At 35.7% G+C, this 25,749-nt stretch carries 22 protein-coding genes; 8 read left to right on the forward strand and 14 right to left on the reverse strand.

Annotated elements, in window-relative coordinates; all coding sequences use genetic code 11:
* Positions 1–401 precede the first annotated feature (401 nt).
* The 3 genes from ileS to MJQ71_RS14295 all read left to right on the forward strand — a co-directional run bounded on the left by ileS (position 402) and on the right by MJQ71_RS14295 (position 5,420).
* Positions 402–3,839 (forward strand): isoleucine--tRNA ligase, encoded by a 3,438-nt coding sequence (gene ileS, locus MJQ71_RS14285; protein WP_238807307.1) that lies wholly within the window; start codon positions 402–404, stop codon positions 3,837–3,839.
* 149 nt (positions 3,840–3,988) lie between these two features.
* Positions 3,989–4,417, forward strand: a complete 429-nt coding sequence (locus MJQ71_RS14290) for a hypothetical protein (RefSeq protein ID WP_238807308.1) — start codon at positions 3,989–3,991, stop codon at positions 4,415–4,417.
* A gap of 187 nt (positions 4,418–4,604) precedes the next feature.
* The gene (locus tag MJQ71_RS14295; protein WP_238807309.1) at positions 4,605–5,420 is read left to right on the forward strand and encodes a group I truncated hemoglobin; all 816 of its coding nucleotides are present in this window, start codon (positions 4,605–4,607) and stop codon (positions 5,418–5,420) included.
* A gap of 71 nt (positions 5,421–5,491) precedes the next feature.
* Here the strand turns inward: MJQ71_RS14295 and MJQ71_RS14300 are convergent, their stop codons facing one another.
* Together MJQ71_RS14300 and MJQ71_RS14305 are read right to left on the reverse strand one after the other, a co-directional pair.
* Positions 5,492–6,778 (reverse strand): aminotransferase class V-fold PLP-dependent enzyme, encoded by a 1,287-nt coding sequence (locus MJQ71_RS14300; protein ID WP_238807310.1) that lies wholly within the window; start codon positions 6,776–6,778, stop codon positions 5,492–5,494.
* Positions 6,779–6,906: 128 nt separating this feature from the next.
* On the reverse strand, positions 6,907–9,345 hold the full coding sequence (locus tag MJQ71_RS14305) for a TonB-dependent receptor (RefSeq protein WP_238807311.1): 2,439 nt from the start codon (positions 9,343–9,345) through the stop codon (positions 6,907–6,909).
* Positions 9,346–9,529: 184 nt separating this feature from the next.
* On the opposite strand from MJQ71_RS14305, the gene MJQ71_RS14310 reads away from it, so the two are divergent.
* On the forward strand, positions 9,530–10,171 hold the full coding sequence (locus tag MJQ71_RS14310; protein ID WP_238807312.1) for a MarR family winged helix-turn-helix transcriptional regulator: 642 nt from the start codon (positions 9,530–9,532) through the stop codon (positions 10,169–10,171).
* A 63-nt stretch (positions 10,172–10,234) separates the two neighbouring features.
* On the opposite strand, the gene ftsZ is transcribed toward MJQ71_RS14310, so the two are convergent.
* The 11 genes from ftsZ to MJQ71_RS14365 all read right to left on the reverse strand — a co-directional run bounded on the left by ftsZ (position 10,235) and on the right by MJQ71_RS14365 (position 20,578).
* Entirely contained in the window at positions 10,235–11,563 is a 1,329-nt protein-coding gene (ftsZ, locus tag MJQ71_RS14315) for a cell division protein FtsZ (RefSeq protein WP_238807313.1), read from the reverse strand.
* A gap of 142 nt (positions 11,564–11,705) precedes the next feature.
* Positions 11,706–13,115, reverse strand: a complete 1,410-nt coding sequence (gene ftsA / locus MJQ71_RS14320) for a cell division protein FtsA (RefSeq protein ID WP_238807314.1) — start codon at positions 13,113–13,115, stop codon at positions 11,706–11,708.
* A gap of 55 nt (positions 13,116–13,170) precedes the next feature.
* Entirely contained in the window at positions 13,171–13,938 is a 768-nt protein-coding gene (locus MJQ71_RS14325) for a cell division protein FtsQ/DivIB (protein ID WP_238807315.1), read from the reverse strand.
* A 62-nt stretch (positions 13,939–14,000) separates the two neighbouring features.
* Complete coding sequence (locus MJQ71_RS14330; protein WP_238807316.1) at positions 14,001–14,783, reverse strand: GNAT family N-acetyltransferase; 783 nt, start codon at positions 14,781–14,783, stop codon at positions 14,001–14,003.
* A complete protein-coding gene (gene murG, locus MJQ71_RS14335) occupies positions 14,780–15,895 on the reverse strand; it encodes an undecaprenyldiphospho-muramoylpentapeptide beta-N-acetylglucosaminyltransferase (protein ID WP_238807317.1) in 1,116 nt (371 codons plus the stop codon). The genes MJQ71_RS14330 and murG overlap by 4 nt, the downstream gene beginning before the upstream one ends.
* A 25-nt stretch (positions 15,896–15,920) precedes the next feature.
* The gene (locus MJQ71_RS14340) at positions 15,921–17,096 is read right to left on the reverse strand and encodes an FtsW/RodA/SpoVE family cell cycle protein (protein ID WP_238807318.1); all 1,176 of its coding nucleotides are present in this window, start codon (positions 17,094–17,096) and stop codon (positions 15,921–15,923) included.
* Positions 17,097–17,422: 326 nt separating this feature from the next.
* On the reverse strand, positions 17,423–17,749 hold the full coding sequence (gene mscL / locus MJQ71_RS14345) for a large conductance mechanosensitive channel protein MscL (protein WP_238807319.1): 327 nt from the start codon (positions 17,747–17,749) through the stop codon (positions 17,423–17,425).
* A 44-nt stretch (positions 17,750–17,793) separates the two neighbouring features.
* On the reverse strand, positions 17,794–18,717 hold the full coding sequence (locus MJQ71_RS14350) for a DUF3078 domain-containing protein (RefSeq protein WP_238807320.1): 924 nt from the start codon (positions 18,715–18,717) through the stop codon (positions 17,794–17,796).
* A 175-nt stretch (positions 18,718–18,892) separates the two neighbouring features.
* Positions 18,893–19,720 carry a mechanosensitive ion channel family protein gene (locus MJQ71_RS14355; protein ID WP_238807321.1) on the reverse strand — a complete coding sequence of 276 codons (828 nt, stop codon included), beginning with the start codon at positions 19,718–19,720 and terminating at the stop codon, positions 18,893–18,895.
* Positions 19,721–19,754: 34 nt separating this feature from the next.
* Positions 19,755–19,934, reverse strand: a complete 180-nt coding sequence (locus tag MJQ71_RS14360) for a hypothetical protein (protein WP_238807322.1) — start codon at positions 19,932–19,934, stop codon at positions 19,755–19,757.
* A 41-nt stretch (positions 19,935–19,975) separates the two neighbouring features.
* Positions 19,976–20,578: an RNA polymerase sigma factor gene (locus MJQ71_RS14365; RefSeq protein WP_238807323.1), complete on the reverse strand. Its 603-nt coding sequence runs from the start codon at positions 20,576–20,578 to the stop codon at positions 19,976–19,978.
* Positions 20,579–20,909: 331 nt separating this feature from the next.
* Between MJQ71_RS14365 and MJQ71_RS14370 the strand changes: the two genes are divergently transcribed.
* Complete coding sequence (locus MJQ71_RS14370) at positions 20,910–21,221, forward strand: SCP2 sterol-binding domain-containing protein (RefSeq protein WP_238807324.1); 312 nt, start codon at positions 20,910–20,912, stop codon at positions 21,219–21,221.
* A 72-nt stretch (positions 21,222–21,293) separates the two neighbouring features.
* Positions 21,294–23,093, forward strand: a complete 1,800-nt coding sequence (locus MJQ71_RS14375) for an acyl-CoA dehydrogenase (protein WP_238807325.1) — start codon at positions 21,294–21,296, stop codon at positions 23,091–23,093.
* A gap of 68 nt (positions 23,094–23,161) precedes the next feature.
* On the opposite strand, the gene prfB is transcribed toward MJQ71_RS14375, so the two are convergent.
* A protein-coding gene (gene prfB, locus MJQ71_RS14380) for a peptide chain release factor 2 (protein WP_238807326.1) occupies positions 23,162–24,236 on the reverse strand; the annotation gives its coding sequence in 2 pieces (ribosomal slippage) (positions 23,162–24,175 and positions 24,177–24,236; 1,074 coding nt in all).
* Between the two features lie 413 nt (positions 24,237–24,649).
* Between prfB and rpsL the strand changes: the two genes are divergently transcribed.
* Both rpsL and rpsG read left to right on the forward strand, forming a co-directional pair.
* Positions 24,650–25,060 carry a 30S ribosomal protein S12 gene (gene rpsL, locus MJQ71_RS14385; protein ID WP_015028867.1) on the forward strand — a complete coding sequence of 137 codons (411 nt, stop codon included), beginning with the start codon at positions 24,650–24,652 and terminating at the stop codon, positions 25,058–25,060.
* 143 nt (positions 25,061–25,203) lie between these two features.
* Positions 25,204–25,671 carry a 30S ribosomal protein S7 gene (rpsG, locus tag MJQ71_RS14390; RefSeq protein ID WP_238807327.1) on the forward strand — a complete coding sequence of 156 codons (468 nt, stop codon included), beginning with the start codon at positions 25,204–25,206 and terminating at the stop codon, positions 25,669–25,671.
* Positions 25,672–25,749 lie beyond the last annotated feature (78 nt).

Genomic DNA, 25,749 nt, shown 5'->3' on the forward strand with positions numbered 1-25,749 from the left:
TTGCATATAAATAACGTATTCTCTCAATTATTATCTCTCTATTTGCATGGTTTTTTATTTAATGGCAACAAAGGTTTGAAAGATGAAAATCAATAAATTTATCGGTTTGTTTAATCGGCTATTGATATTATCATGGTTGAAAATTTGAATTATTGTCAAATTTCTAGCATTCTTATAAAAACGAAGGATAGAATTGTATAATCAGTGCTTGAATAATGTTCTTTGAAGGGTAAAAAATCCTTATCTTTGCGGTTTATTGGGTTGTTGAAAGTTTTGTTGAAAATGATATGCGTTGTTCTAGAATGGTTTTTGTTTTTTACAAATAAGCTATTCTGAAAACAATCATTCACAACAAAAACCAATGTTTAAACAATTTTTGATTTACCAGTTTATCATTCATCATGCACTACAAAGAATATAAATCAATCAATTATGCCGCTATTGCCGACGAAGTTTTAGCATTCTGGAAAGAAAATAAAATCTTTGAGCAATCAATTGAAGTACGTGAAGGTTCGCCAACTTTTACATTTTTTGAAGGCCCACCATCTGCCAATGGTACACCTGGCATTCACCACGTAATGGCTCGTTCGATTAAAGATATTTTTTGTCGTTATAAAACTTTGCGTGGGTTTCAAGTAAAACGTAAAGGTGGCTGGGATACGCACGGTTTACCTGTTGAGCTTCAAGTAGAAAAAGAGTTAGGTATTACAAAGGAAGACATTGGTAAAAAAATTAGTGTTGAGGAGTATAACCAAAAATGTCGTGAAACCGTCATGCGTTTTACTGACCAATGGGATGATTTAACTGAAAAAATGGGTTATTGGGTTGACCTCGAAAATCCATATATTACTTATAAAAATGAATATATTGAGAGTATTTGGCATTTATTGAAAGAATTCTACAAAAAAGGATTACTTTATAAAGGTTATACGATTCAACCATATTCGCCCGCAGCAGGAACAGGATTGAGTTCACACGAATTGAATATGCCTGGCACTTACAAAGATGTAAAAGATACTTCTTTGACTGCTCAATTTAAAGTGATAAAAAACCATAAGTCGGCGTTTCTTTTCAATGCCAGTGAAGGAGATGTCTTTATCTTGGCTTGGACAACAACACCGTGGACACTTCCTGCAAACTCGGCTTTGACGGTTGGTAAAAATATTACCTATGTTTTGGTGAAAACCTTTAATCCTTACACATATTTGCCTGTAAATGTAGTGTTGGCAAAAGATTTAGTAGGGAAGTATTTCTCCGAAAAAGGTAAAGATGGTGATTTTGATGGTTTTGAGGCTTCTGATAAAAAAATCATTCCTTGGACAATTATTGCTGAGTGTAAAGGCTCAGATTTGGATGGTATTGAATACGAACAATTACTGCCTTATGTACAGCCTGAAGCTCCTGCTTTTAGAGTAATTATCGGTGATTTTGTAACGACCGAAGATGGCACTGGCGTCGTTCATACCTCACCAACTTTTGGTGCTGACGACTTTAGAGTGGCTCAACAACATGGCATTCCGTCAATCATGGTAAAAGATGAAACAGGGAAAGAAGTGCCAGTTGTTGACCGTAGAGGACGTTTCGTGAAAGAAATTACTGATTTTGCTTTTGAATATGTAAAAGAAGCTTATTTGACTGATGAAGAAAAAGAAGCGGAAAGAATCAAACAGCAACGTGATAAATACCTTTCGGTTGACGAACGCATTGCCATTAAACTCAAAACTGAAAATAAAGCATTCAACGTTCAGCGATACGAACATACTTATCCGCATTGTTGGCGAACAGATAAACCTGTTTTGTATTATCCGCTTGATAGTTGGTTTATTCGTACAACTGCCATGAAAGATAAATTGGTAGAATTGAATAAAACTATCAATTGGAAACCAGAAAGCACAGGAACTGGTCGTTTTGGCAATTGGCTTGAAAATTTAGTTGATTGGAACTTGAGCCGTAGTCGTTATTGGGGAACTCCCTTGCCAATTTGGCGTTCGGAAGATGGAGAAGAAGTTTGTATTGGTTCGGTTGAAGAATTGGTCAATGGAATCAAACACGCATTGAAAGATGAGGTTTTGAACCAAGACCAAAAAGCAAAAAATGAAAAGTTTATTCAATCATTTGATGCCAACACATTTGATTTGCACCGCCCTTATGTTGATGAGGTTTTCTTGGTTTCGGCAAGCGGAAAAGTAATGCAACGTGAAACCGACTTAATTGATGTTTGGTTTGATTCGGGGGCTATGCCTTTTGCCCAATGGCATTATCCTTTTGAAAATAAAGAGATTTTTGAAGCAAATTATCCAGCCGATTTTATTTCGGAAGGAGTTGACCAAACTCGTGGGTGGTTCTTTACATTACATGCTATTTCAGGAATGTTGTATGATTCGGTAGCTTTCAAAAATGTCGTTTCAACTGGTCTTGTTCTTGATAAAAATGGCAATAAAATGTCAAAACGCCTTGGTAATGCTGTTGACCCATTTGATACTTTGGGCAAATATGGTGCTGACCCAACTCGTTGGTACATGATTACAAACGCCGAACCGTGGGACAATTTGAAATTCAATATTGATGGTATTGGCGAAGTACAAAGAAAATTCTTCGGAACGCTCTCAAATACTTATAATTTCTACGCACTTTATGCCAATTTGGATAATTATAAAATGACCGAGACTGACCGAGTTCCTTATGAGCGTTTGCCCGAAATGGACCGCTGGATTCAGTCAAAATTATATACTTTGGTAAAAGAAGTTGGCGAGCAATTTGACGATTATAATCCAACCAAAGCTGGTCGTTTGATTCAAGATTTTGTTTGTGACCAATTATCTAACTGGTATGTGCGTTTGTGCCGTCGTCGTTTTTGGCAAGGAGAAATGACCGAAAACAAAAAAGCTGCCTACGAAACTCTCCAAAATTGTTTGGTAACTGTCGCACAGTTAATGTCTCCAATCGCTCCGTTTTATGGTGATTGGCTATATAAAGGTATGACCGATTGCGTGCGTGAAGAAGCAAAAGCCAACAACACGCCACTTCGCCATGAATCAGTACATTTTACTGATTGGACGCCATACCAAGAAAACTGGGTTGATAAAAACTTAGAAGCTTCAATGGATTTGGCTCAAACCATTTCTTCTTTGGTTCATTCTTTAAGAAAAACGCACAAAATCAAAGTTCGCCAGCCTTTACAACGAATCTTAATTCCTGTTTTGTCAGAAAATGTCCGTGAACAAATTCGTCATGTAGAAGACATCATTAAGTCTGAGGTAAATATCAAAGCCCTCGAATACATTGATGATGATTCTGCAACAGCCATTGGCGGAATCTTGAAGAAAAAAGTGAAACCAAATTTCAAGACTTTAGGGCCAAAATTTGGCAAGTCAATGAAAGCCGTTGCTGATGAAATTTCAGCGATGAGCAGCGATGATTTAAAAAAATTAGAAAAAACAGGTGAATTACTCATTTTAAATGATGCATTTTCAATCACTTTAACAGATGTAGAAATTCAAACCGAAGACGTGCCAGGATGGTTGGTTGCTTCTGATGCTGGTATTACTGTTGCATTGGACATCAATATTTCTGATGAGCTTCGTCAGGAAGGAATCGCTCGTGATTTTGTTAATCGTATTCAAAACTTCAGAAAAGATAACGGTTTTGAAGTAACAGATAAAATCAAAATTCAGCTTTTAAATAATGACCAAACGCTCGCTGATGCCGTTAATGCCAACCGTGAATACATTAGTCAGGAAGTTCAGGCAGTTTCTTTAGAAATTTTGTCAGAAACACCAACAAATGCCGCCGAAATCGAAATGGATGAGTTTATGCTTATCGTGAATGTTTGCATCTAACTATTGTTTTTGAAATAAAAGTACAAATACTAAAATCGCAAGCCTTTCAGACTTGCGATTTTGTTTTTTTAAAACTTTTCTGGAAAATAAATCCAAGTTTTCGATTTACTCGTAAATGCAATCAGACAGCAAATTAAAACTTGATAGTTATGAAAAATTTCTTTCTTAAATTCACAAAAATTACTGGATTCTTGGTTTTAACATTATTTGTATCAATGTTGGTTTGGGCAAATTGGGAAGAACCAACACTTTCACAAAAACTTGATTTAAAACCAATTCATTTGGCAGTTTTTGACCTCAACAAAAACCTAGATTCAGCCGACAGCTCACTTATTTCACAAAAACTTTCTGCAACAAAAGGCGTAACAGCTTGCACCGTAAATCCAACTTTCAAAACGGTAAGCATTACTTTTTATGATAATGACGTTTCTGAAACAACTTTACAAACATTAGTTCAACAAAAAGACTTCGTTGCGTCAAAAGTAAACTTTGCCAAAATGGATGGCCCAAAATGCCCTATTCCGATGCAATATATTGATTTCTTCACAAACATGAAGCAGACGCTTTGTTTACGATAGATCGCTTTTCTTGTGGCTTATTTTAAAATTAGTTAAACAGCATTCCCCGATTTTAGTATCTCTATATTTTTCGCAAAAGCATTTTTTGCGATACAGTATTTTTTTGCTCATTTTTTTACTATTGATAGCATTTGAAAGAGGAGACTGAGTTCATTTTTAATTTTTAAACTATAAACAATTTATCATTATGAAAAAAACCGTCTATTTATTGCTTGCGGGAGCTTTATTTTTCACTGCTTGCAAAGAGACTATGGAAGAAGCTCCTAAGTCATTGTATGTTCGTTTAGGGGGAAATGCCGCCATTCAGGCTGTAATTGACCAATTCATTACTAACGTTGCGGGCGATACTCGCATCAATATTTTCTTTGCCGATGCCGCCGCTGACCCTGCTCGTTTGAAAAAATTACGTGATAACTTGGTTAATCAAGTAGGAATGGCAACAGGTGGACCTGAAAAATATACTGGACTTGACATGAAAACGGCTCACAAAGGAATGAATATTCAAGAGGCAGATTTCAATGCTTTGGTAGATGATTTATCAAAAGCATTAGATAAATTTAGTGTACCAATGACCGAGAAAAATGAATTATTAGGTGCTTTGGCAACAATGAAAGCTGACATCGTTGAACCAAATGCCTCACTTTATGTACAATTAGGAGGAAATGCTGCTATTTCGGCTGTAATTGACCAATTTATTACAAATGTTGCAGGTGATACAAGAATCAACGCTTTTTTTGCGGATGCAGCAGCGAACCCAACTCGCTTGATGAAACTACGTAATAACTTGATTAATCAAGTAGGAATGGCAACGGGAGGACCTGAAAAATATACTGGACTTGATATGAAAACTGCTCATAAAGGAATGGGCATTTCGGAAGCTGATTTTAACGCTTTAGTGGAAGATTTAGTAAAATCTTTAGATAAATTCAAAGTCTTGCCAAAACCAAAAAGTCAATTATTGGGTGCGTTGGCTGCAATGAAAACTGATATTGTTGGACAATAATTGACCAACTGTAACATTTAAGGGCTAAAAAGGCGAAGAATTTTTCGCTTTTTTAGCCCTTAAATATATTTTCACAACTTCGTTAAATACTGCACACCTTCTAAAAGTCTATCTAAATCACCCAACGTAGTATAAACATGCGGAGTAACTCTTACTCCGTCTAGTTTTTCCCATTTAATTGGCGATGTATGAATTTTGAACTTCCCGAAAAGTTCGCTCTCAATTTTTCCTGCTTCTAATCCTTCTATACCAAAATGAGCTAAAGCTCCTGAAAACTCAGCTTTTAAAGATGTATTCATTTTAACTTTTGGTAATTTCTTTGCTTCCTTTGCCCAATAATCTTTCAAAAAGCGTAAACGAGCTTCTTTTCGAGCGTTTCCGATGGCAAGCTGAAAATTAAGAGCTTGGCCGATGGCCTGCTCAATCATGAATGGGCGAGTACCTAAGTTTTCAAACTTACGAATATTGTCCGAATTAGGTTTATCATTCGGAATAAGTGGAAAAATCTTACTGATTTTCTCTTTTTTCACCCAAAACATTCCTGAACCAATTGGAGCAGAAAGCCATTTATGTAAACTTGTTCCGAAATAATCGCAATCCAAGTCAGTAATTTTATAGTCGAGATGGGCAAACGAATGAGCTCCATCAACCAAAACTTCAATTCCTCTTTTATGTGCTTCTTCTGCAATTCTTTTGGCAGGTAAAATTTGCCCATTCCAGTTAATAATATGCGTAATATGTACAACTTTGGTGCGAGGTGTCATCAAATCAACATATTTTTTTACGACCAAATCATTGTCTTCTGCGGGTAAATCTAGTTCAACATAATTTATCTTCAGACCTTCACGCAATTCTCTTTGCCGCCAAGCGTGCAACATATTTGGATAATCATATCTGTTCATAATTATTTCGTCACCTTTTTGTAGAGGCAAACCCATAATTACAGTATCGAGTGCTTCTGTTGCATTTTGATTAATCGCAATTTCTTCGGGAGAAACTCCTCCATATTTTGCTAAATTTTCACGCAATGGCTCTCGACCTTGGTCTAAAATTCGCCACATATAATAACTAGGAGCTTCATTTGCCAGCTTATTATATCGTTCAACGGCATTCTGTACAACCATCGGTGACGGACTCACTCCACCATTATTCAAATTAATAATTTGCGGTGAAACTGTATAGGCTTGTTGAATTTGCCACCAATAATCTTCATCGCTTGCAAGAGCAGTAGCAGATTTATTTTGACCTAAATTTCCAATTTTTAATAAATCATCCATTGAAAAAGCTTTCAATGTTGGCAGCAATGAAGAGCCTGCAACCAAGGCGGCTTTGTTTAAAAAATTACGGCGTGAAGGCATAGTTTTAGGGTATTTTAGTTTCGATGAGTTTGAGTAGTGAATTTATCGAAATATGCTGAAAAACAAAAACGCATGAAGTAATTTCATGCGTTTTTGTAAATATTTAATCCACTATTTAATTCAGCCTCTCAAAACTCCCAAATCAAACCTAAACCTGGTGTTACGTTGGCAGTTGCATCAGCTATAATCAAAGGAATAGCATTTGAACCGTTTGGATTAAGTGTTTTTCCATCGGTTGTAGCAAAACCTGAATTATCTGCTGTTCGCTCAAAAGTATAATTTGGAAAAGATGGGTTTTTCGCCAAAAGTGCATTTTGAATATCAAAATAGAAATCAAAGCTTTGTTTACGAAAATTTATTTTCTTGTCAATTCTGAAATCAAATTGACTGAAGTTTTTCAAACGCAAAGTGTTCAATTTAGAATAATCAAGCAAACCAACCCCCAACGTGGCGTAGTTTTTTTGTGATGCTTCCAAATCGAAAGGTGTGTAAGGAGCTCCGCCATAAAAACGAAGTTTTCCGCCTAATTCCCATCCTTTCTTAAATTTACGACCAACTTGCAAAGCCACTAAATGTCGACTATCCCAAGCAGATGAAATAAATTTACCATCTTTCCCAGAAAATTGACTCCAAAATAGTGTGTAAGAAAATACAGCAAAAAGATTTTTTTGGAGTTTCTGTTGAGCAAAAAACTCAACTCCATACGATTTTCCTTTACCAATGCTTTCTATTTTTTCGTTACCAATCGCTCCATATTCTCCTCCTTGATTTGCCAACGAGATTCCATCATGTGCAGAAACTGCGTAGTTATTATAAATTTTATAGAAACCTTCCAATGTAAAACGTGTCGATGGGCGAGGAATAAACTCTAACCCACTCACAAAATGGTCACTTTGGAGGTATTTATTGTCTTTATTAACCAATGTTCCAGTATTATCTCGAAAACCTAAAACAGTATAAATTGGCAATTTATAATACCTCCCAAGCGAAGCATTTACTCGCCATTTATTAGCAAAACTATAGCTCGCTGCCGCCCTCGGACTCAACGTTTTAAGCGGATTCATACCTTCGTTCGTAAAACTATTCATATCAGTTCTGATTCCTGCTGAAAAGTTTAGACGTTCATCAAAAAATTTACGTGAAACTTGTCCAAAAGCACCAAATTTAAAAAAATCTACCGCTGTATTAAATCTAAAAGCGACTTCGGGCTGTATAATATTTCCGTCGGTATTACGTAATTCTTTTCTTAAGCGATTGTATGAATTGGCATTATACTTCGCAAATTGGCTACTTACACCGTAAGAATACTCCCATTTATCAATAAATTTGTTGACATCAATTCTCAGCTTGTTCTCAATTTCTTGTGATTTTGTATCAAGCGTAACCAAACCTTTCGATTCTTGTTTGCCATCTTCGTATTTTTCGAGTGAGTTATCATACATATTTCTACTTAAAGAAACATTCATATAACCGTTTTCGAGTAAACGTTTTAGTGTAAAACCAACGGTGTAATTCCATTGATTAATGTAAGGAAAAGCACGTAAAATATATTCTTTACTTGGACTAGTTTCTCGTGGAACACCAAAATAAAACTTATCAATCGCTCCTAAACCAATAGCAGTAAGTGTTGTTTTGGCATTAATTTTATGGGTAACTTTATATTGAAAATCCCAATAATTAGGACGAATCGGCAAATCAATGAGTTGAAACAAATATTGCAAATATGACCGACGAGCCGAAACTAAATACGTTGTTTTTTTAGATAACGGTCCTTCAAAAGTTGCTGCAGCTTCGCTCGAACTTACCCTAAAATTTCCTTGAAAATGGTCTTTATTTCCATCTCTTTGTTTAAATTGTAGCACCGACGACAACGCATTATCATATTTTGCATTGAAACTGCTCGAAGCCAAAGTTGCATCTTCAATAAAAGAAACATTCAAAATTCCAGTCGGTCCACCCGCACTTCCTTGCGTAGAAAAATGGTTGATAACTGGCACTTCGATACCATCAAGGTAATAAACGTTTTCATTTGGAGCTCCTCCACGAATAATTATATCATTGCGAAATGCTCCTCCACCACTCGTTCCGCCAACACCTGGCAACACTTGAATTACTTGTGAAATATCAAAATTTCCTCCTGGGTTATTCTTAATTTCTTCGGTCGAAAGTTTTTGAATCGAGTTAGGTGTTTCCGTAGAAGCCACCGAAACCGAACGATTCACAACTACTTGAACTTCGTTGAGTTGTTTTGAATCTTCTTCCATGACAAAGTTGATGATATTGGCATTTCCCGAAGAAACAACAATATTAAATTTTATGGCTTCCTTGTAACCAACGTAAGTGGCTTTTAAATTATAACTTCCCGTCGGAATACCTGAGATTTTGAAGTTTCCATCGACATCGCTTTGTGTGCCTTTTTGGGTATTTTCTACTTGAATCGTTACACCAATTAACGGCTCTTGGGTTTTTCGGTCTTTGATTGTTCCCTGAATTTCACCAGTTCGTTGTGCGTGTGCAATACCAAAATGAAAAAATGTAAAACTTAATATGATAAATAACTTTTGCATAAACCTTAAATTTTAATCTATTCAATAACAATTTTAGTGTGTTTTTGTTTTAATTAGTATATTAACAATCTATGTTTTAATTTGTTTTGTTTTTATACCATTTTTTTATTTTTAGCTTTAAAAAACACTTTTTTAAGATTTCAATTAAAACATAAATGTTTGAATTTCAGATATTTTCACTCAAATGAATTATACAATTTTACAGGAATTAATAGCCAATTTGGAAGATTTTGAAGGTGAAACTGCTTCAAAAGCAATCAAAATGGAAGATTTTGTTTTATTTCTGAATCAGAAATATTTAAAAAATCTTGCTTCTTCTAAGCCAACAATTGATGTAAATGCAAAAAATGACACCAATAATATTGGTCAATTAGTTGCCTTTTTGTATCGTTATGCAAAGGGTTACATTAAAAAAGCTTTAGAAGAATCAACTTTGTTGACACTTGATGATTTTGGTTATTTGGCGGCCGTTTGGCAACAAGGAGATTTAACAAAAACACAAGTAATTGAGAAAAATATTCACGAAAAAAATACGGGGATGGAAATTATCAAACGTCTCATTGCTAATAATCTACTCGAACAGTACAATGATTTGACCGATAAAAGAAGCAAACGTTTGAAAATTACAGCTTTAGGACAAACCGAATTATTCAAATCTTTTGATGGAATGTTAAAAGTGAGTCAAATTATTTCGGGAAAACTCAATTCTTCAGAAAAAATTCAGCTTTTTTATTTATTGAGCAAATTGCATGATTTTCATAATCCGATTTTTCTCAACGAAAAAGAATCAAGTATTGACAATATCTTAGAAAAATATTTTAATTAATTCATAAAAAAACGGCCTTAAAGCATTCTTCAAGGCCGTTTTTTTATGAAATCAAATAACTAACTATCTGGCGGTTTCCATCATGGCAAGTAATTGGTCTAATTCATATTCCAATACTCTACCATTCTGCTTCAATTTTTTCAAATCTTGCAATTCAACACCATTACGAATATAAGTTGGCGTTGTATTCAAAGCTGGATTTCGATATCCTTCACGCATAAACTTCTGAATCATAATTTTGATTTGTTCTGTTGTATCTTTGATTTCTGGCTTTGACTCCAGCTCAATTTTAATTGGAACTTCATCAACAATTATCGGTTTGGGTTTTGAAATTTCTTTGGCACTTCCATTGCTCATAATTGACTCGTGAACTGGCATAGATGGTATTACCACTTCTTCAATTTCGGAAACCATATCAAAACCTGCTGCTACGATTGTAACACGTACTTTTTTACCCAAGTTTTTATCAATCGCAAAACCGTGTTTAAATAAACGTGCTTTAGTCTGAATTTGACTTTCTACAAATTTTGTCACCAAAGTTTGGTCAGACAATTTTATTTTATGCTCTGGGCTGTAAGCAATACTTACTAAAACTCGTTGAGCACCATTAATATCATTACTCTCCAATAAAGGCGACGATAAAGCTAATTTGATAGCATCTTCCGCTCTTTTATCTCCTTCGGCCTCAGCCGTACCCATCACCGCTTGACCTGCACCGCCTAAAACTTTTTTAACATCAGCAAAGTCAAGATTGATAATACCTGGACGAGTGATTAATTCTGCAATACTTTTAACACCATTAGCCAAGACATCATCTGCTTTTGCATAAGCTTCTTCAATGTCCATATCGCCGAATTGTTTTTCTAAACGTTCGTTTTTAATAATTAGAACGGTATCGCTACACTTTTTCAATTCTTCAATACCTGCTTTTGCTTGCAAAATCTTTTCTTCGCCTTCAAAAGTAAAAGGATCAGTAACCACTGCAACAGTTAAAAGTTTCATTTCACGGGCAATTCGGGCAATTACTGGAGCAGCACCAGTACCTGTTCCGCCGCCCATTCCTGCCGTAATGAAAACCATTTCGGTTGGTTCTTTGAGCATTTCACGAATGGCTTTTTCGCTTTCTTCGGCGGCTTTTTTCCCCATTAAAGGCTCTGTTCCCGCACCTAGTCCTTTGGTAAGTTCGATACCAATTTGAAGGCGTTTGATTTCGGGAGCAGCCGACTCTAAGGCTTGTTGGTCGGTATTACAAATAACCAGTCCAATATCGCTTACGCCCATTTTGTGCATGTGTTTTACGGCATTACAGCCGGCTCCACCTACACCAATTACTTTGATGATGTTTCTAAACTTGTTTTTAACAACTAGTTCGTAGTCTGGTTCTTGTGTCATTGCGATAGATTTTATATGTATTAGGAAAGTTTTTGTTCTTATATTTTTTGAGTATAAGTTATGACGTAAAACGACCTTACTTAGTAACTATTTGGCTATCAAATAATTGCCTGATACATTATATATTACGCATCTTATCTCATCAAGTATAACCTTTATCATCACCAAAATCATTTTTGGTGGCTTGAACTTGTCTTTTCAACCAACCAAAAAGGCCACCACTAGCTGGTTCTTCGTACTGAGTTGGTTCTACTTCTTTGGTTCGGCCTACATTTCTTGTTTCAAAACCATTACTACCATTTGACATTTGGCTTTCTGGAATATTGCCCCAAATAACTTCTTGCGGAACTCGCTCATCTAAAGGCAAAAACCCTGATAAAACTAAGCCCATCACAGTAGCATATTTTGGGTCAACGATGTTACTAATAGCACTTTCGCCTATATTTCTAATCGTGTTACCAACTCTGATATTCATTCCGTTGGTTACTTGATCAAATACATCTTTAATCATCCGAATATTCGCCGTTCCACCCGTCAGTACTACGCCACTAATAAGTTGTCCTTCATAACCAGAGTGCATAATTTCAGCCATTGCCATTGCAGCAATTTCTTTTAAGCGTTCTTCAATGATAATGCTTACGTTTTTGGCAACAATTTCTTTATCAGGAAGTCCTTCAACGCCAGGAATCTTAATAATATCATTTTTTCCAACTTCATTTGGAGGAACATCTCCCATGATAAGTTTTAGTTTTTCGGCGTGGTCAGGAAGTATTTGAAATGCCTTTACGAGGTCATTTGTGATACTTCTTCCTGCAAAAGGAATAACCGAAATATGACGTAACCCACTTTCATGAAAAATAGCAACTTCGGTAGTATCACCACCAATATTTACTACGGCAACGCCAAGTTTTTTATCTATTTCACTTAGAACAGACATTGCATCAGCCAAGGGCGAAAACAAAGTATGTACTATTTTTAGTGGAACAAATCTTTTATTATCTTGAATTTTAACACCAACACTTTCAATGGTTTGTTGAAGAGCAATATGTGGGTCATTTGGGGTAGAAATCAAAAAGAAATTACCTCCAAGTGTAACTCCAAATCTTCCGATTGGGTTTTCTGGAACTAACGCTCTATCAATAATAAACTCTTGTGGAAATGTATGAATAATAACATTACCAGCAGTGGGGCGGAATGATTTGCGAATATCAACCGCTAATTTTTCTATTTCTTCTTTACGGATGGTGGTGCGACTATCGTTTCGGGTTAAAAAGTTTTGATGGCTTCTTCCTTCAACATACTCGCCCGAAATATTAACAATAACATTTTGAATATTAATATCAGCTTTATCAGACAATTTTGTAAGAATGCGGTCAATGTCTCGGGCGGTAAACTCTAAATTTACTACTGTACCGTTTGAAACCCTTCCTCGTTGAGTAGGCTCTTCTACCATGTCAAGAATTTTAACTTTCCCGACTTGGTCCATGATGCCAGCCACTGCACAAATTTTCGTGCTGCCAATGTCAATGCCTACAATTACGCCCTTATTCATTATCCTTTTGTTTTAAGGCTTTTAGCACTAAAAGTAAGGCTAAAAGTCACAGCTTTTACTTACAAACAATCTGTCCGTCATATTTCACACTTACATGCGAAAACTCATCCCACCCTTTTACAGGTAAGATTTGATTATAAAATACTTTTAATCTATTTAATCTATTTTCAATATTTGTCGGTTCGCCAAACTCAATCACATGATTTCCTACTAATGGAACAATACTAATATCTCCATTCTTCTCGATATCTAACTGAGTAAACTGTGCCTTTAAAAAGGCATCTTCATTGATTAAATTTATAAACTGAAGGTTTTTTTCTTGACGTTTTGACTTAAAGTTGGACAAATTTCGGAAATATTCACCCGAAAGCAATAAAATTCTTGCTGAATATCGGTCTGATAGTGGAAAAAAGCTTCCATCAGCATCTACATAGACATCTTCACGACCATCTGGCATTAAAATTCTAGCAATAGGGATGTGTTGTTCGATGTCAATATTAAGATTTCCTTCAACTCCTCGAAAAGCCTGACAGCTTTTTATTTGTTTGTTTCGTAATACTCTTTGTTCGATTTCTCGAAGGTCAATTTTATCGTATAATTTACCCACTAATTGGTCGCTGCCATATTTTGTTACTAGGCTTTCGATGTCTTGATTATTGACAAAAAACTGCTGGTCAGCGTTTTTAATATTTATTTCGATTTTTTTACAGCGATTTGAAGAAAAACTATCGCTAGAAAATCCAATCAATAACGTAATAATACAAATTGCCACTACTCCCAACAGCACTTTGCCAATTTTCCCGAAGTTGAAATTACGGAACATCTCTTATAAATATTAGGAAAAAAAGTATTGTAACACTCAATTAATAACACACTTATGTTGAATCAGTAATTTAGTTGATTCAAAAACTCATTTTGGTCGGACAATGTTTTAAATTCATCGGCAACTTTAGGTTCTAAATCTGCTTTACACAACAGTTTTAAGCGTTCGATGTCTCTATTCCAGCGAAAACCATCAAAATAAGCCAAACCTTTATGGTCTCTGATTTTGTACAACGCTGATGTTTTGTAAGCCGTTCCTAAATAAACGTATTTTAAATTATTTTCTTTTGCCCATCTAATCACTCGCCACATTATCCATTTTCCTAATGAATGGCTTCTCATATATTCAGTATCAAAAAAAGCAAACCAATAATGCAACATATTGTTTTCCATTACCGCAAAAACAAACCCCACTAACTTGCCTTCAATACTAAACCTAAATAGATGTGTTCCTGTTTGTCTTGACAAAATATATTGCCACCGCTCCATGCTCATGTTGTCATCACCGATGCGTTGAGAAATATATTCTTGACAAAGGCTCACAAACTCCGTCGAATTTAAGTCAAAATCTTCTTTTTTTATAACTTCTAGTTGAATATTTAAGGGTTCAACCAAACGATTAACTCTTCTATTTTCGGAAGTATCTTCAAATCTATCCAATTCAACTCTCAGGCTACGAGCCAAATAAAAAATATCTCCTTCAATACTCAAATTTCCTGTGTAAGGTAGAAAACCCTTTTCATAAATTTCAGACAACTCGCTTTGCGATTCTTTCAAACAATAAATCGCATAATCGAATGTGTAAGTTGAATAATCTACTCTATTTTCGGAAAAAAAGATTTTCATGCTTTATCATTAATAATTTTCAAAACTTCTGATGCGATTTCCTTGCCAGCATTGGGTTTAGCCAATGTTTTTATTTGCTGGCTGAGTTGGCTCATCTCTTGCTTATTTTCAGCCAATTCTATTATTTTCTCAATCAAAATATCTTTCGCTTCCGCATCTTTTACCAGCCATGCTGCTTTTACATTGACCAAACTCAAGGCATTTTGGGTTTGATGGTCTTCGGCAGCCGTTGGAAGCGGCACTAAAATAGACGGTTTTTCTGCCAAACATAATTCTGAAACAGATAATGCTCCTGCACGTGAAACAACCAAATCAGCAACAGCGTAGGCCAAATCCATTTCATAAATAAAATCGGATACATACACTCTGCTGGTTTGCAACGATTCAACTCCAAATTTTGCTTTATCAATAAACAATTTCCCTGTTTGCCAAACAATTTGCAGGTCGTTTGAGATTAACTCATTAAGTCCCGAAAATATTGCCTCATTGATTGTTCTTGCTCCCTGACTTCCGCCAATAACCAAAAGGGTTTTTCGTTCGGGGTCAAGTCCAAAATGATTCAATGCTTGTTCACGTTTAGACGCTGTTTCAAGAATATCTTTTCTTACAGGATTTCCAGTCATTACAATTTTTTCTTTTGGAAAAAACTGCTCCATATTAGGGTAAGCAACACATATTTTTTTTGCACGCTTTGATACAAACTTATTGGTCACACCTGCAAAGGAATTTTGCTCTTGAATAAGTGTTGGTACGCCCAAAAAATTGGCCATAATTAGCGTTGGACCACTTGCATAACCGCCCACACCAATGGCAACATCTGGTTTAAAATCTTTAATAACTTTATACGTTTTCCAAAGACTTTTTATAAGTTTGAATGGAAGTCCTAAATTAGCTAACATATTCGAGCGATTGATACCCGCAATTGGTAAACCAATAATTTTATAGCCTGCTTTTGGCACTTTCTCCATTTCCATCTTCCCTTCCGCCCCTACAAAAAGGATTTCATTTGCCGAATTAATTGCCTTTAATTCATTAGCAATTGCTACTGCTGGATAAATATGCCCGCCAGTACCACCACCGCTAATGATAATTTTTGAACTTCCGTGATTCATTTACGTATAATCAATTTATCAGGTTTTATTGAATCGATTTTTCATCGTATTCGCCCTTTGTAACACTCAAAACAATACCAATAGCAACAGACGTAAACAAGATTGATGTTCCTCCCATACTCATCAGCGGAAGTGTTTGCCCTGTAACTGGCCCTAAACCTACGTTGATAAACATGTGAACAAATGCTTGAAAAACAATACTAAACGTAAGACCCACACAAAGCAAACCACCAAAAGCTCGGTTAGTGTTTTCCACATTTTTTAGTCCCCGATACAGTAGCCATAGATATAGCCCCATCACCATTACTGCTCCAACTAATCCATATTCTTCTACAATGATTGCATAGATATAGTCAGAAAAAGCTTCTGGCAAATAATTTCTTTGAAAACTATTGCCTGGTCCAATACCTATTGTACCGCCTCGTGCAATAGCAATCATGGCTTGTTCTTTCTGAAAACTATCGTCTCTTTCAGGGTTTCCTATTATTTTATCTCTATTAATATCAATATTTGAAAACGCTTCAATACGCTCAAGCACTACTTGTCCACGACCAAACTCTACACCAGTCGAATATAAATAAACGCTAATACTTATCATCAAAATCAATATTGATATTACCAATCCTGACATTCGGAATAAATAGCGACTTGGCACGCGGCCTACGAACATAATGAGAAAACAAGTTACCCCTAAAATAACTGCTGTTGAAAAGTTTGTTACTGCCAACATTCCACAAAGCAAAACACACCAAAATATTAATTCAATGAGTGTTTTACGTGTATATTCCACATTCTGTCTTCGAGCAAGCATAGCGGCCAAATTGGTAATAAGCACTAAACGCACTAAGTCAGAAGATTGAAACGAAACCCCAAAGAGATTTATCCAACGTTTTGTTCCACCTACGGTTGTTCCAAAAAAGTATGTATATAGCAGTAAAAATGGTGTTATCCAAAGTAACACTTTGGAAATACCTGCATAATTGGTGTAATTAATGCGATGAATAACCCAAACTACTATTAAGCCAAGAATCAAATGAGCCGTATGTGTTAGCAGATAACTTTCAGTATTTCCACCTGCTTTCTTGTAGGCCAAAGCAGAGCTGGCACTATAAACAACCAGCATACTAAACAACGATAGGAGTACGATGATGAACCAGATTTGCCAGTCACCACGCAATTTGTCTTTCAACCACGTTTCCATGATTTTGTTTTGGCAGTAAAAACCACCGATTAAGATTATAGGAAATAAGCACGGATGTTGACTTTAAATTTCTACAAAATTCTTGTCTAAATTTAAAAGCTGTAACAAATGTAAATTATTTCAAAATGAAAGAAAAGAAAAAAATGAGAAATTTATTATAAGGGGCAAGTTTGGAAATTTAATAAAAAAAACAGGTTTTTTAACAAGAAAAGTGACAATATCGCCCAATTTATCTGTTTAATTTGGTAAATACTTTTAGTTATTTATTAATAGCAAAAAGCCCTTATTTGCAATCAAAAAGGGCTTTTTGAAAATCATAATAACTATTATTTATCTGTTACTTTTGCCTTATTTGCTACTTTTACAACCAAAAAAATAACCCAAGCAATAATAAGAAAATTAAGGATAGTGCTTAGAAAACCACCATAATTGATAATAATCGCTGGCACTTCTTTTCCTGCTGCATCAAGCATTTTTTCACGAAGAACAATCCCTCCTGTAACGCCTCCATTAGTAACCAAATTGATAATTGGCATAATCAAATCATCAACCAATGAAGTTACGATTTTACCAAATGCCCCACCGATAATCACACCAACGGCTAAATCAAGGACATTTCCCTGTGCAATAAATGTTTTAAATTCTTTTAACATCGTTTTATAAATTTATAGTTTAGGATTTTATCAAAAAAATAGGCTTACAGCGTAAATAAAAAGCCAACGGCTAATCCTTCACTTAACTGAAATTTCTTAACAATATCAGCATCATAAACACCTAATACTGTAAAGTTTACATTGAGATATTTATTAACTTTTGCGGTCGTTACAAGACTAATATTATGGTCAACTGGCTTTGTTTTTGGTGCATAAGCAACAAACCCTTGATAACGCCACTTTAGATTTAGGTTTTTAGCAATATCTTTATCAAAAGCCGCTATTACTTGAAAACCCATTTCGTTCAACACTTTCTTACCTTTCTCAACACCATAAGAACGAAATATCTTTTGGCCATCTTCAGTACCTTCTTGTTGTGTATTGGCAAAAACAATATCATTAGTCATAAATGTTTGACGAAGCGTAGCTCCACCTAACTGAAGAACAAAGAATTTCAATGGTTTCCACTCCAAACCAACACCTTCTGAAAGAAACCCAGGGGCAAATAAACTAGAAATTTTATTTCCTTTTACCCCACTTGCATCATACGCAAATCCAGGAGCAAATTGCGAAAGAAAGTTTGCACCCGCAAACCAATTAATTGTTGGACTTAATTTACTTCCGTATTTGACATCCATAAAAATACGGTCAATACTCTTACGAGCATCTTGGCCATTATTTTTTTGAGTTCCGTACTGAAATTGAATATCCGACGAAAAAACGCCTTTATTCTTATGATAAATTGCTTTATTATTAAAAATAAAACCTATTCCAATGCTTCCAACACTACCTTGAGCCCCTGACCAAGCATCATTGAAACCTGATTGAGAAAAATTAATACCAAATTGCGTACTCCGTGGGTCCCACCACCCTATACGCAATGAATCTTCACGGTTTTTAGGTAATTCTTGAGCAAATAAATTGATGGTAAAAGAAAAATAGCAAATTGTTAAGAAAACCTTTTTCATTTAAAAATGAGAATTTTAGTTGATAATATATGGGTAGTAAAAATGGCAAAACATTCTCACGTATTTTGAGACTTTAGGAAGAACAAATAGTAACAAAACCCTATAAAGCTCACAGAAACAAAAAGAAATCTAAGCGAAATTAAGTTAAAATCGCATAGTTTTTGTTTAATACCATTTATTCAAATACAATTACTTTTTTAGATTGTAAAACTTGTAGCGGAAAAATAGTTTTAGAATCAATCGTTTTAAGTGTAATCGTGGTATTATCAATGGCTATAATTTCGCCTTTAATGCCATCAATTTCAATCACTTGACCTTCTTTATATCTATTCCTACTATAAAAAGACGAAATAATATTGAGTAATATTTCTTTTGAAGCAAAGCCATAACCAATAGCAAAAGCAAAGATAATTCCGCCCACCAATAAATTAAAACTCGATTCTAGTAAACTCGTATTGATACCAACTTGAGCAACCGATTGAATCACAAAGATGATTAACAAGAAGAAGAAAATTGCCGTTCCGATTAATTTTCCTGCGGCAATATTGAAAGATTTACAAAGTGTAACCACAAAATTTTTGAGAGCATCTGCAAGAAAAATTCCAGCAGAAAGCATTAAAGCTGACGAAATTAACTTTGGTATAAACTCAACCAATAACTTTACCATGTCCGAAATTGCAGGAACACCCAATGTATCGGCCGCTGGTCTGAGCATAAAAATCAGAATAAAATAGTATAAAACTTTTGAGATAATCGAACTCAATTTTATCTCTAATTTCAGACTTTTAATGGCATCAATTTCATTCAGTTTTTCTCCAATTTTATCCGCCCCGACTCTTTCTAACATTTTTTGAGTAACAGCGGCTACCATTTTGGCAACTATCCAGCCAATTAATAAAATAATAATTGCCCCAATTAAATTATAGAAAAAACCCATGAAACTTTTAATCATATCATTAAAGGTTTCAAGCAAAGTATCGGTAAAATTTGGCGTTTGTTTCATGAAATAATTATAAAAAATAGGTTGTAGGGTGTATTTATTCGTCTTTCGGTTCTAATTCTTGTAATAATTTTACTGCGGCAACCATTGGCTCTCCTAAAAACATTTGGACGATTTGCATCGCATCACGAATCGCATCGATTTCGGCAGTGAGCATACCTTTCAGATGCTCTGGAGCGGTTTCATTGTCATCAAAATCTGTTATAATTTCAGGCATCTATTTTTATTTTAGAAAATAAATATTTACAAAAATTACAACTATTTTTTCCAAAACCAAATTGCCTTAGCAATTATAATCAGGAAGAAGACAATGTTTTCGGTATAAATCTTTCTTAACTTTTCTTTCGTTCGCATCAGTCGCATTTTCACGGCACTTTCACTGATTTTAAAAGTATCAGCAATTTCCTTGATGCTAAAATCATCTTGGTACTTCATCAGTAAAATAGCTCGCTCGTCTGGATCAATTTTTTGCAAAGCCTTTTTTAGACTTTGCCCTTGAATTTCGGCTAATTCAGAATCATCGTCTTCGGCTTCAAGGTCGAAATTTTCGTCTAACGCAACCTCAGCTTGTTTTTTAACAATTCTGATTTGGTCCATGCAATAATTATAGGTAATCGAATAAAGCCATGTAGAAAACTTGGCTTGTTCTTTAAAACTCCCAATTTTCAAAACTAAACGAAGAAAAATATCATGCGTAAAATCTTCTGCTTGGGCATCGTTTTTCACGAAAGAGAGGCATTTTCTATAAACTTTATCAACATATCTGTCGTAAAGTTCTTCAAAATAAAGGTTTCTCTGTGTATCGATGTATAATCGAACCAATTCCTCGTCCGAAATATTTTTAAATGCTTTGTTTTTCAATTTAGACCAATTGGTTAGGAAAAAGTAACATCTTTATGTACTTTTCTTTTGGGATTAGGTATCAATATATTGTGTTAATTGCCAAATACTATAGAAACTCCTTAATGTAACAAATAACAACTTCGTTTTCCGAACCGCCTGTTACGGTATTACGAATATTCGCTTTTATTTATTCAAATATTAGCTTTTTTTGAGAGAAAGCCAAATTTCAAATAAAAATTAATAGTATGCTTGCATAATATTAATTCCTTTTTTTACTAACTTTCGGAATATTTTAAATCTTCAACCGAAGGCTCATTTTTTGAGCCAAAAACAAAACATACTATCTATTATGTCTGCTAAAGAATATTTACAAAATACCGCTTCAAGACTAACCGCAAGCGACGTTGAAGGTGTTTCAACAACTTTACATTTTGATTTTGGCGGTGGAGCCGACTACTCAATGGTTGTTGCCGATGGTAAAGCTGAGTTTGTTGAAGGATTTGTCGGAACACCCGAATGTGTGGTAAAAGCTGATGCTGATGATTTCGTCAAAATTGCAACAGGTGATATGAACCCAATGATGGCCATGATGATGGGTAAACTTAAATTATCGAATCCTGGGGCAATGATGAAATACGCAAAAATGCTAGGATTGATGTAAAATGCTTGCTCAAAAACCAAAGTTCATCAATCTCTTAATCGAAAAAATGAAGCCTTTCTGAGGCTTAAAACTATGGCAAAAAATTATTTCAATAAACGAAATGTTGACTTCTTACTTTATGAAGTTCACGAGGCAGAATCATTGACGAAACACGCTCGCTACGCCGACCACAACAAGGAAACTTTTGACATGACAATTGACGCAGCAACACAAATTGCTGATAATTTGATGTTTCCATTTTTAAAGGATGTCGATAAAAACCAACCTGAGTTAAAAGATGGAAAAGTAACGGTTCATCCAGCAATCAAAGATTATTTGAAAGCAATCGGAGAGTCGGGCATTATCGGAGCTGATTTTGACTATGACAATGGAGGAGCTCAAATGCCTGTTACAATTACGAGCATTTTAGGCTATATTCTGATGTCAGCCAACAACGGAATGATGTTTACTGGACTTACTTCTGGTGCAGCTCGACTAATTGCTAGTTTTGGCTCACAAGAGTTGAAGGATACTTATATTCCAAACATGATTTCGGGAAAATGGCAAGGTACAATGTGCTTAACTGAGCCACAAGCGGGTAGTTCGTTATCGGATATCACTTCTACGGCTGAACCTTTGGCTGACGGAACATACAAAATGCGTGGACAAAAAGTGTTTATTTCGGCTGGAGACCATGACGCAACCGACAATATCATTCATTTATTTATTGGCCGAATCAAAGGAGCTCCACTTGGAACAAAGGGAATTTCGCTGTTTGTGATTCCAAAATACCGAATGGATGGTACTGATAATGATGTTACTTCTATGGGCATTTATCACAAACTTGGACAAAAAGGTGTTCCTGCAATGCACTTAGGTTTTGGTGATAAAAAAGATGATTGTATCGGATATTTAGTGGGCGAGCCAAACAAAGGCTTAAACTACATGTTTCAGATGATGAATGAAGCTCGTATTGGTGTCGGAATTACAGGAGCGTCAATTACTTCAGCAGCTTATTATGCCGCTCTTGAATACGCCAAAGAACGCCCGCAAAGTCGTCGTTTAAATCAAAAACATGCACTAGATGCTCCGCAAATTGCCATTATCCAGCATCCTGATGTAAAAAGAATGTTATTGTTTCAGAAAGCGGTTGTTGAAGGTTCGTTATCATTATTGCTCGAAACTTCAAAATACTTCGACCTTTCGGAAGCTTCTGACGACCCCGAAGAAAAAGAAAATGCACATTTACTGCTCGAATTACTCACGCCAATTGCCAAGACTTTTCCGTGCGAATACGGCATGAAATCAATCAGCGATTCGGTGCAATGTTTTGGTGGTTACGGTTTTACGGAAGATTTTCCAGTCGAACAATATTACAGAGATATTCGTATCACGCCAATTTATGAAGGAACAACGGGCATACAATCGCAAGATTTATTGGGCCGTAAAGTACCAATGGCAGGCGGAAAAGCAACAATGCTATTGGCTCAAGAAATTGGTAAAACAATTATGTCGGCCTTACAATACGACGATTTGAAAAGATACGCCCTTTCTCTGAAAGAAGAAGGCGAACGCCTTCAAAAAGTTACGCTACATTTATTGAGTATTGCAGGAACAGGCGATGTGGAAAGATTCTTGTCGGACGCCACACTTTACATGGAAATGTTTAGTTTGAATGTAGTTGCATGGCAATGGCTCAAACAAGCCGTTGTGGCCAAACAAAAACTCTTGGTTTCGTCAGATAACAACGATGATGTAACGTTTTATGAAAGTAAAATTCATACGATGAAATATTTCTTCCATTATGAAATTCCAAAAACACAGGGTTTATCAACTCGATTGATGGATGAAGAGGTTTTGACGGTTATGTTTGAAAAAGAAGTAGTTATGTAATTTTCGATGAATATTCACACAAAAGTCCGTAAAAGAACTAACTTTTACGGACTTTTTGTTTCTAAAAATTAATTTGCCATCAAAAAACCTTTGATAAAATCATCAATATCGCCATTTAGCACGGCTTCGGTATTTGACGTTTGAATATTTGTTCGGTGGTCTTTCACACGTCGGTCATCTAAAACATAACTTCTGATTTGTGACCCCCACTCATTTTTCATTTTCCCTGCTTCGGTTTCAGCTCTTGCAGCATTTCGTTTATCAACTTCGAGCTGATAGAGTTTCGACCTCAACATTTGCATTGCACGCTCACGGTTTCCGAGCTGACTGCGGTCAACTTGACAAACAATTACGATTCCCGTAGGTTTGTGCGTCAGTTGTACTTTTGTTTCCACCTTATTGACATTTTGTCCACCTGCTCCGCCTGAGCGAGAAGTTTGGATTTCAATATCAGCAGGATTTATTTCAATTGTAATTGTTTCGTCCACCAAAGGAGTTACAAAAACTGAGGCAAACGAAGTATGGCGACGAGCATTAGAATCGAACGGCGATACACGGACCAAACGATGCACACCGTTTTCAGATTTTAAGAAACCATAAGCCATTGGTCCATCTACTTGCAACGAAACAGATTTCACGCCAGCCGTATCACCATCCTGAAAATCAAGTTCCGATACTTTATACCCTTTTTTATTGGCCCACATCAAATACATTCTCATCAGCATACTTGTCCAGTCTTGACTTTCAGTACCGCCTGCACCAGCATTTATTTCGAGAATGGCACTCATTTGGTCTTCTTCGTTTGAAAGCATTCGCTTCAACTCCAGATCCTCCAAAATAACTTCTACTTTTTTTCCTTCTTCGTCAACTTCTTCTTCAGTTACTTCGCCTGCTTCGTAGAATTCATAAAGCGTTTCGAGGTCTCCGATGGCTGCATCCGCATTATCATATCCGCCAGTCCAGCCTTTCAATGAACGCACTTGCTTCATTACGTTTTCAGCTTTGGTGGCATCAGTCCAAAATTCGGGTTGAGCAGTTTGTTGTTCTAAATCTTCGAGTTGTTCTTTTTTGCTATCGTAGTCAAAGATACCCCCTCAAGGCCGCTAATCTGGCCTTTAACTCCTTCAATTGTTCGGTAGTCATAATTATTTGTGAAATGAATGATTGAGTGTATGAGAAAATGCTTTTCTCATTATTAAGATGCAAAATTACAGATAATTGCTTATAAAACAGCGGGTTATAAAAATAAAGAGAATGAAAAAGTAGCTGTAAAGAAATGTTGTATTTCAAAAGTATCAATTCAATATTCTGTCATTACCGTTCATTTATCTTCTTTATTTCCTGTAAAATGCATATTTATTGACTATAAAAATATCAGTTTAAACTAAATTGGTTTCTTCAAATAATTGAAAACAATCGAATTCACCACCTTTTACAAACAAAAACGCAATAAATCAACAATATCTTTAATAAAAGTTTTTCTTTTCAGAATAAAAATCGTACCTTTGCAGCCCTAATTGGAAATTAGTATCTAACGAAAACAATTTTTTAACAAAATGCCTACTATACAGCAGTTAGTAAGAAACGGCAGAGAACAAATGACTTGGAAGTCTAAGTCGCCCGCTTTGGATTCATGTCCGCAGCGTCGTGGCGTTTGTACTCGTGTTTACACTACGACCCCAAAAAAGCCTAACTCAGCACTTCGTAAAGTTGCTCGTGTTCGCTTAACAAATCAAAAAGAAGTTAATGCCTACATCCCAGGAGAAGGACACAACTTGCAAGAACACTCAATCGTATTGATTCGTGGTGGTCGTGTAAAAGACCTTCCAGGGGTACGTTATCACATCGTTCGTGGTGCATTGGATACCGCTGGTGTTAATAACCGTAAGCAGAGCCGTTCTAAGTATGGTGCGAAACGTCCTAAACCAGGTCAAGTTGCAGCTCCAGTAAAAGGAAAGAAAAAATAATTTCCTAAATTAATTTCCAGTTGAAAGTTTTCGATTAGATGATTAACATTAGTTTTTCAATAATATAACTTAACAACAGGGTAGTAATCTCGGAGCAATCAGAGGTGAATTAGTTTTCAAGAACGAAACCTTATTTAAACAAAATGAGAAAGTCAAAACCAAAAAAGCGTTACGTGCTTCCTGACCCGAAGTTCAGAGACGTAACTGTAACAAAGTTTGTAAATAACTTAATGTATGACGGTAAAAAAAGTACTGCATACACAATTTTCTACGGTGCTTTAGAATTAGTTGAAGCTCGTACAAAAGATAATGGCCTTGAATTGTGGAAAAAAGCATTGGCAAACGTTATGCCTACTGTTGAAGTAAAAAGCCGCCGTGTTGGTGGTGCTACTTTCCAAGTTCCACAAGAGGTACGTGCTGACCGTAAGCAATCAGTAGGTATGAAATGGTTAATCAGTTATTCACGTAAGCGTGGTGAAAAAACCATGACTGAGCGTTTGGCAGGTGAAATTATCGCTGCTGCCAAAGGTGAAGGTGCTGCCGTGAAGAAAAAAGATGATACACACAGAATGGCAGAAGCTAACAAAGCATTCTCGCACTTTAGATTCTAATTTATCTAAAGATTCTATCAATAAAAAAACCGCAAATGCTGAAAAGTATTTGCGGTTTTTTGTTAACAAACAATTGGC

The organism is Emticicia aquatica, from assembly GCF_923079645.1.
GTDB lineage: Bacteria > Bacteroidota > Bacteroidia > Cytophagales > Spirosomataceae > Emticicia > Emticicia aquatica.